Source organism: Streptomyces sp. SID14436 (genome assembly GCF_010548465.1).
Classification (GTDB): domain Bacteria; phylum Actinomycetota; class Actinomycetes; order Streptomycetales; family Streptomycetaceae; genus Streptomyces.
On sequence record NZ_JAAGMD010000167.1, the window covers coordinates 1 to 6,905 of the forward strand.

Below are 6,905 nucleotides of genomic sequence, written 5' to 3' on the forward strand. Positions count from 1 at the left end.
TCCGGCCGTCGTGGGCGGCGGGGCGGGGGGCTGGGCGGGCGGCTTCCGGCCGTCGTGGGTGCCGCGCCGGGGCCGCCCCCTTCTGCCGCGGGTCCCGGGACCTTACGTTGGGGACATTGCGTTGCGTGGCGGGACACCAACGATCGGCAGCGGCACGGGCATTGGGAAGGTGGACCGTATGTGGGGCAGGGTTCGTGAGGTCCTCGGCGGAATCGTCGGCCGTTCGCGCGCCGGGGAGAGAACGGGGACGGCGGTGCCGCCGACGCGTCCGCACAATCTCTTCGAGGCCGCCGCGGCGTATGTCACGGCCCGCGCGGAGGACGACCAGGACCGGATCGAGGAGGCGTCCGGCTGGGTGTCGCCCGAGGCGCTGTCCTTCGGGGTCAACGAACTGGCCTGCCGCGCCGTCGTCGCGCTGGCGCGGGAACGGGACGAGTCACCGGGGGCGGTAGCGCGGTCGCTGCTGGGGCTTCCGGCGGCCTGACCGGCTCCGCGGCAGATGGCCGTTTCGCCCCTGTCCGGCCGGAAAACTGCAGCTCGGGGGACGCCTGCCGGGTCGTGACAAGCGCCGTTGGGTCGGTTTAGGGTGCGCGCCGAGGGACGAACCGACGGGGAGGCTGGGATGGCCGGGACGGACGAGGAAGCCGTCGCCGCCACGGACGACGCGCTCTATGTGCTGACGGCGGTGCTGCTGACGCCGGCGAAGTTCCCGAGCGTGCTGGGCGACGACTATCCGGAGGCCTGTGCGGCCCTCGGTCTCGCGCCGCTCGCCGACGGGTACGGGCTGGTGCTCGGCCAGGACGGTGAGGGCGCCCGGTGGACCGTCGTCGTCGACGACGTCTCGCTCGTCGCGGTGGCGATCGCGTCCTGGGACTGCGGCATGGAGCACGACCTCTCGCCGGACGAGCGCACCGTCGTGGCCGCGCTGCCGGGCTGGCCCCTGGCGGTCGCCGTGTCGGCGCCGGACGTACCCGCGCCGCACGACCCCGACCCAGGGATCGCGGGGCCGCCGCTGACGCCTCCGGACACGAGTGTGTGGGGGCCTGCCCAGCGCCGCCTGGGGGCGGACGAGATCGCGCTCCAGTGGGCGACGTGGCGGGAGCAGATCGACGACTCGGCGTTCGCCACCCCGGACTCCGGCGCCGCCGGCTCCGGATCCGGCGGCGGGGACGACGCTGCGGGAGCGGACGGCGCAGGAGGGGCTGACGCGCCGGCCACGGACTCCGACGCCGACGTCGAAGTCTCCGGCGACACACCGGCAGAGGACGGCGCCGGTGGGGACGGCCAGCCCAAGCACAGTGGCATCCGCAGGGTCCTGGCGGAGGCTCGCGCCTACGTCGAGTCGCCGCCGCCCCTCGGCCGGGTCCGCTCGTCGTTCGCCTCGGGCGACGCGCGCACTCTGCGTGCCGACGGCCCGGGCTGGTCGATGGTGGCGCGGACCGACGACATCGCGTTCGTGCTGCTGGACGACGAGCCGGGTGAGGTCCTGCCGGTGGGCCGGGGTCCGGAACTCCCGGGCCTCCTTGAGGCCCTCGACGCGATGGCCGTGCGCCCGCTCTGACCCGCCCTGCCCGGGGCCGCACGGGGCGGCTGTACGGCCCGTGCGGCGAACGGGCGCCCTGCCCCTGTACGTCCGGCGGGGCGGGACCGGGAGGCGGGCAGGCGTTCGGGCGCGCCGGTTCGAGCTGGCCGAATCTACGAAATAGTCGGCACGCTCGATCCCTTCAACTAGCAGCGAGTGCGCAATGAGCAAGGTGAAAATCATCGAACTAGCCGGCCGTGGCCCTACGGAAATGAGCATTGCGGGCCTGGTGATCTTCGGTCTGATGCTCCCTGTCGGAGTCCTTGTCGGAGCCAATATCGGGCGTGCGGCAGATCGGGTATACGACCTCCTTATAGTGGTCATGCCCGGTCCGGTCGAGCGAGTGTCTCCGAGGTCGCTCCGCGTCCCTGGATGGGTAATCGCATTCCTCTCGCTGATCGGTCTAGTGGTCGAGATAAGGAATGGCTTGACGTGACGGGACAGATCGCACATGCCTCTGGGGTGCGTCGCAGTGAACCGTGTCCCTCTCCATCGACCCGCTCCTCATCCCCGATACGTCCACGGGAGCAACAACCCAGCCACCTTCGCCGACCCCACTGGTGAGCGTATGAAGAGTGCGTCAGCGGGCGGTCCAACTGCACCTGCGGCCTACCGCCGAATACGGAAGTCGCAGCGTGAGCTGGCGCCAAGCATTCTCGAACAGCCCCTGAATGCGCATGATGCACCGGACGGACGCACGGACGCACCAATTGGGGTCTCACGATGATGCATTACGTGGCCCCGCTATTGCCCCACATGCCCGACCAGGTCGGAGTCCGGGCCCGGCCGTACTCGCTCACCGCGACGGCCGCAACGGCGGTGAGCATGGCGCGGCGGGGCGTGGCCGATGCGGGCCGCGGGCCGGCCGGGGTGTGCCCGCACCGTCTTCCTCTGTGCGGCGCCGTGGCCGGCCCGCGCCGCGTCAGTGGCCCAGTCGCTCAGTCGCCCTGCTCAATGGCCCAGCTCCTTGCGGGACACGCGGCGGAGCCTGCGCCGCTGCGCGGGGTCCAGCGCGAGGTACGCGGCGGTTGGGACTCCCAGGACTATCAGCAGCGCGGCCCACCAGGGCAGCCAGATGAGCAGGATGAGCCCGGCTGCCACACCCCCCGCGGCAATCTTGGCGTTGTTCGACATGAGTGTCGCCTCCTTCGCGGCCACTGCCGCTCTCTGTCGTGAAAACGGGCCCGCGCTGCCCGCAGTTCCACACCGCGACCCTGAGACGTCCCTGAAGTGCGCCCCCTAGGGTCCTCTTCTTTCGAGGACGGGGCCAGTGGCCGAGCGAACACGGCGGCCTCGTTCCCGCCGGTCCCGTTCTCAACGAGTGCGTCGGACGTCGGGCCTGCGACGGTGACGCACCTCACGGCGGCGGCCGACCGGAGTGCGCGGCTCGGAGTGTATCCTCGGCGACCGCCCCCACTAGTCAAATTTGAGGACTTGCCATCACCGCAGAGACCGCTTCCGCCTCTCCGTCCTCCGCCCCGTCCCTGCCGCCGTCGCCCCACTGCAACACGCTGTTCCTGACCGGCGTGCCCGCCCGCACCGGCCGGGTCGCCTTCTGGAGCGCCGACGGGTCGGGCCCGCCTGCCGTCGCGGGTGAGAGGGCGACCGTCGAGGACATCACCGTCGTGCTGCCGGACGGCTCGGGCGTCGGGGCCGTGCGTGTTCCTGCCGTGCTGCTGCCCGTCCGCGCCGCGCTGCCGGTGCTCACGCGTGCGTGGGCTGCCGGGGACGGGCACCGGTCCACGTTGTTCTGGGGTGCCGCCGCCGTGCACGCTCTGCACCTGCTGGCCCGCGGTCTGCTGTTGCCCGGGCTGACCGCCGACGACCATGACGCCTGGCGGGTGGGCCCGTTGGCCGGCGAGGACCTCGAAGCGGTGCGCGGACTCGCGGCCGCCATGCCTCCGGAGGCGCACGCCACGCCCCTGGACGACACGGGTCCCGTACGCCTGCCCGAGTCCGAGCGCCTTCTGCGTGCCTTCCTGGACGCGGTCGCCGACACCCTGCCCCGCTCCCCCGCCGCGCCCCTCGTCACCGGCACGCCCGGCTACGCCGTGCCGGAGCCGCAGCACCTGCCCGGGCTGCGCGACTGGGCCGCCGACGTCGCCGCGGGCCACGACGCGGGCGTACGTCTGTCCCTGCGGATCGAGGTGCGCCGCCCGGCAGAGGCAGCCGGTCGTCACGATGCCGGCACCTGGGCGCCGGAGGGTCTCGGCCTCGATGCCGCCCCCGACGCCGACGCTGCCGCCCCCGATCCCGACGCCGACGCCGACGCCGACGACGCCATCGCGTTCCGCGCCGTACTGCAGGTGCACGGCGTGAACGACCCGGCGCTCGTCGCCGACGCCGCCGACGTGTGGGCGGGGACGGCCAGCAGCGGCTTCGGTCCCCGCGTCACGCACGACACGCTGCTCGCCCTGCGCCGGGCGTCCCGTGCCTGGCCACCGCTTTCGCCGCTGCTGGCGGCGGCCGTGCCGGACGCTGTCGACCTCGCCGACGAGGAGATCACCGACCTGCTCGGGGAGGGGGCCCGCGCGCTGGCCGGCGCGGGCGTCGAGGTGCACTGGCCCAGGGACCTGACCCGGGGGCTGACCACCCGCGCGGAGATCGGTCCGGCCGACGGCACACCGGGGCCGGGTGCCTCGGCGGGCCCGTCGTTGCTGTCGGCGGACGCGCTCCTCGCGTTCGACTGGCACTTGGCCCTGGGTGACGAACGGCGGCTCACGCGTGAGGAGCTGGACCTGCTGGCCGAGGCGCACCGTCCGGTCGTGCGGCTGCGCGACCGGTGGGTGCTGATCGACCCGCAGGTGGTGCGGCGCGCCCGCGCGCGCCAGGACCACAAGGTCGCGCCCCTCGACGCCCTGGGGGCGGCCCTCACCGGCTCGGTGGAGGTCGACGGGGAACGGGTGGAGGTGCGGCCCACCGGATGGCTCGCGACGCTGCGGGACCGGCTCGCGGACCCCGAGGCGCAGGAGCCCGTCGCGCAGCCGGCCGCACTGGCCGCCACCCTGCGGGACTACCAGCGGCGCGGCCTGACCTGGCTGGCGCGGACGACGTCACTGGGCCTGGGCTGCTGCCTCGCCGACGACATGGGGCTCGGCAAGACGATCACCCTGATCGCCCTTCACCTGTACCGGCAGAACGAGCCCGGGGCGGCGGGACCGACGCTCGTGGTCTGTCCGGCCTCGCTGATGGGCAACTGGCAGCGGGAGATCGAGCGGTTCGCGCCGGGCACCCCGGTGCGCCGCTTCCACGGCGCCCGGCGCAGCCTGGACGACCTCGCGGGGGACGGGTTCGTCCTCACCACGTACGGCACCATGCGCCTGGACGCGGAGCGGCTGGCCGCGGTCCCGTGGGGCATGGTGGTGGCCGACGAGGCGCAGCACGTCAAGAACCCCTACGCGTCGACGGCGCGCGCCCTGCGGTCCATCGGCGCACGCGCGCGCGTGGCCCTCACCGGCACGCCGGTGGAGAACAACCTCTCCGAGCTGTGGGCGATCCTCGACTGGACGACGCCCGGCCTGCTGGGCCCGCTCAGCGCGTTCCGCGGGCGGTACGCGGACGCCGTCGAGGGCGGCCGGGACCCGGCCGCGGCGGACCGGCTGGCCCGGCGGGTGCGGCCGTTCCTGCTGCGCCGCCGCAAGTCGGATCCCGGCATCGCGCCCGAGCTGCCGCCGAAGACGGAGACCGATCACGCCGTGTCGCTCACCGAGGAGCAGGCGGGTCTCTACGAGGCCGTGGTGCGCGAGGCCCTGGAGCGGATCGCCGGTGCCGACGGCATGGAGCGGCGCGGGATGATCGTGAAGCTGCTGACCGGCCTGAAGCAGATCTGCAACCACCCCGCGCAGTACCTCAAGGAGGACCGTCCGGTGGTCGCCGGACGGTCCGGGAAGCTGGAGCTGCTCGACGAACTGCTCGACACCGTCCTCGCCGAAGGGGCGGGCGTGCTGGTCTTCACGCAGTACGTGCGGATGGCCCGGCTGCTGGAGCGGCACCTCGCCGCGCGGGGCGTGCCGTCGCAGTTCCTGCACGGCGGCACGCCGGTCGCCGCGCGGGACGCGATGGTGCGGCGCTTCCAGGACGGCGAGGTGCCCGTGTTCCTGCTGTCGCTGAAGGCGGCGGGCACCGGCCTGAATCTCACCCGGGCCGAGCACGTCGTGCACTACGACCGCTGGTGGAATCCCGCCGTCGAGGCGCAGGCGACCGACCGCGCGTACCGCATCGGCCAGACGCGGCCCGTGCAGGTGCACCGGATCATCGCCGAGGGCACGGTCGAGGATCGCATCGCCGCCCTGCTGCGGCGCAAACAGGACCTGGCCGACGCGGTGCTGGGCTCCGGCGGCGCCGCGCTCACGGAGCTGTCGGACGCGGAGCTGACGGACCTGGTGGAACTGCGGGGGGAGCTGGGATGAGCCGGTACGACGACGATGACGCCTACGGCAGGGACGCCGATGGCGGGGTGGCCGGGCCGGAGCGCACGTTCGCGGCACTGCCGCCCGCGCGGGGGCGGGCCTTCGCGCGATCGTGGTGGGGCCGGGCCTGGTTGTCGGCCCTGGAGGCCACGGCCCTGGACTCCGGGCAGTTGAAGGCGGGCCGCAGGCTCGCCCGCGCGGGAGCGGTCGGCGCGGTGTCGGTGCGGCCGGGACGTCTCACGGCGGTCGTGCGGGACCGGGACGGGACCGCGCACCGTGCGGACGTGCTGGTGCAGGAGCTGTCGGGTGACCAGTGGGACCGCTTCCTGGCGATGGCCGCCGGACGGGCCGGGCATGTCGCCGCCCTGCTCGACCGGGAGATGCCGACGCATCTGGTCGAGGACGCGGAACTGGTGGGTGTGGACCTGCTGCCCGGGCCCGGTGACCTGGAACCGGAGTGCGGTTGCGGGGTCTGGGACCACTGCGGACACACGGCGGCGCTCTGCTACCAGGTGGCGCGGCTCCTGGACGAGGACCCGTTCGTGCTCCTGCTGCTCCGGGGGCGGGACGAACGGGCGCTGCTGGACGAGCTCGGCACCGGGCACGCCGGACCGGCCGGGCAGCAGCCCGGCGGCGCGCCGGAGGGCGTCGACGCGGCGGACGCGTACGCGACCGGGCACATCCTGCCGCCCCTCCCCGGCCCGCCCCCGCTCCCCGACGCGCCCGGTACGCCCCCGTCGCTGGACACGGAGGCAGCACCGATGGACGGCGGCGTCGATCCGGAGGCCCTGGAATTCCTGGCCGCCCGGACGGCGGCGCAGGCGCACCGGCTGCTGGCGGAGGCCCTCCGCGAGGGGCACGCGCACCGGCCCGTGGAACCGGAACCGACGGTGGCGCAGGACGCGGTGCGCCTG

5 protein-coding genes are annotated in these 6,905 nt (G+C 74.0%); 4 read left to right on the plus strand and 1 reads right to left on the minus strand.

The features are described 5' to 3' along the window. Nucleotides 1-178 precede the first annotated feature (178 nt). A complete protein-coding gene (locus tag G3I53_RS06405) occupies nucleotides 179-484 on the plus strand; it encodes a hypothetical protein (RefSeq protein WP_164337054.1) in 306 nt (101 codons plus the stop codon). A gap of 138 nt (nucleotides 485-622) precedes the next feature. Further along, nucleotides 623-1,561: a hypothetical protein gene (locus G3I53_RS06410; RefSeq protein ID WP_164337056.1), complete on the plus strand. Its 939-nt coding sequence runs from the start codon at nucleotides 623-625 to the stop codon at nucleotides 1,559-1,561. A gap of 972 nt (nucleotides 1,562-2,533) precedes the next feature. Here the strand turns inward: G3I53_RS06410 and G3I53_RS06415 are convergent. Next, complete coding sequence (locus G3I53_RS06415; RefSeq protein ID WP_164337058.1) at nucleotides 2,534-2,716, minus strand: hypothetical protein; 183 nt, start codon at nucleotides 2,714-2,716, stop codon at nucleotides 2,534-2,536. A gap of 392 nt (nucleotides 2,717-3,108) precedes the next feature. On the opposite strand from G3I53_RS06415, the gene G3I53_RS06420 reads away from it, so the two are divergent. Both G3I53_RS06420 and G3I53_RS06425 read left to right on the plus strand, forming a co-directional pair. After that, nucleotides 3,109-5,991: a DEAD/DEAH box helicase gene (locus tag G3I53_RS06420; protein WP_343240562.1), complete on the plus strand. Its 2,883-nt coding sequence runs from the start codon at nucleotides 3,109-3,111 to the stop codon at nucleotides 5,989-5,991. After that, nucleotides 5,988-6,905, plus strand: a 918-nt coding sequence (locus tag G3I53_RS06425; RefSeq protein WP_239063607.1) for an SWF or SNF family helicase, incomplete at its 3' end; no start/stop codon positions are given. The genes G3I53_RS06420 and G3I53_RS06425, both read left to right, overlap by 4 nt.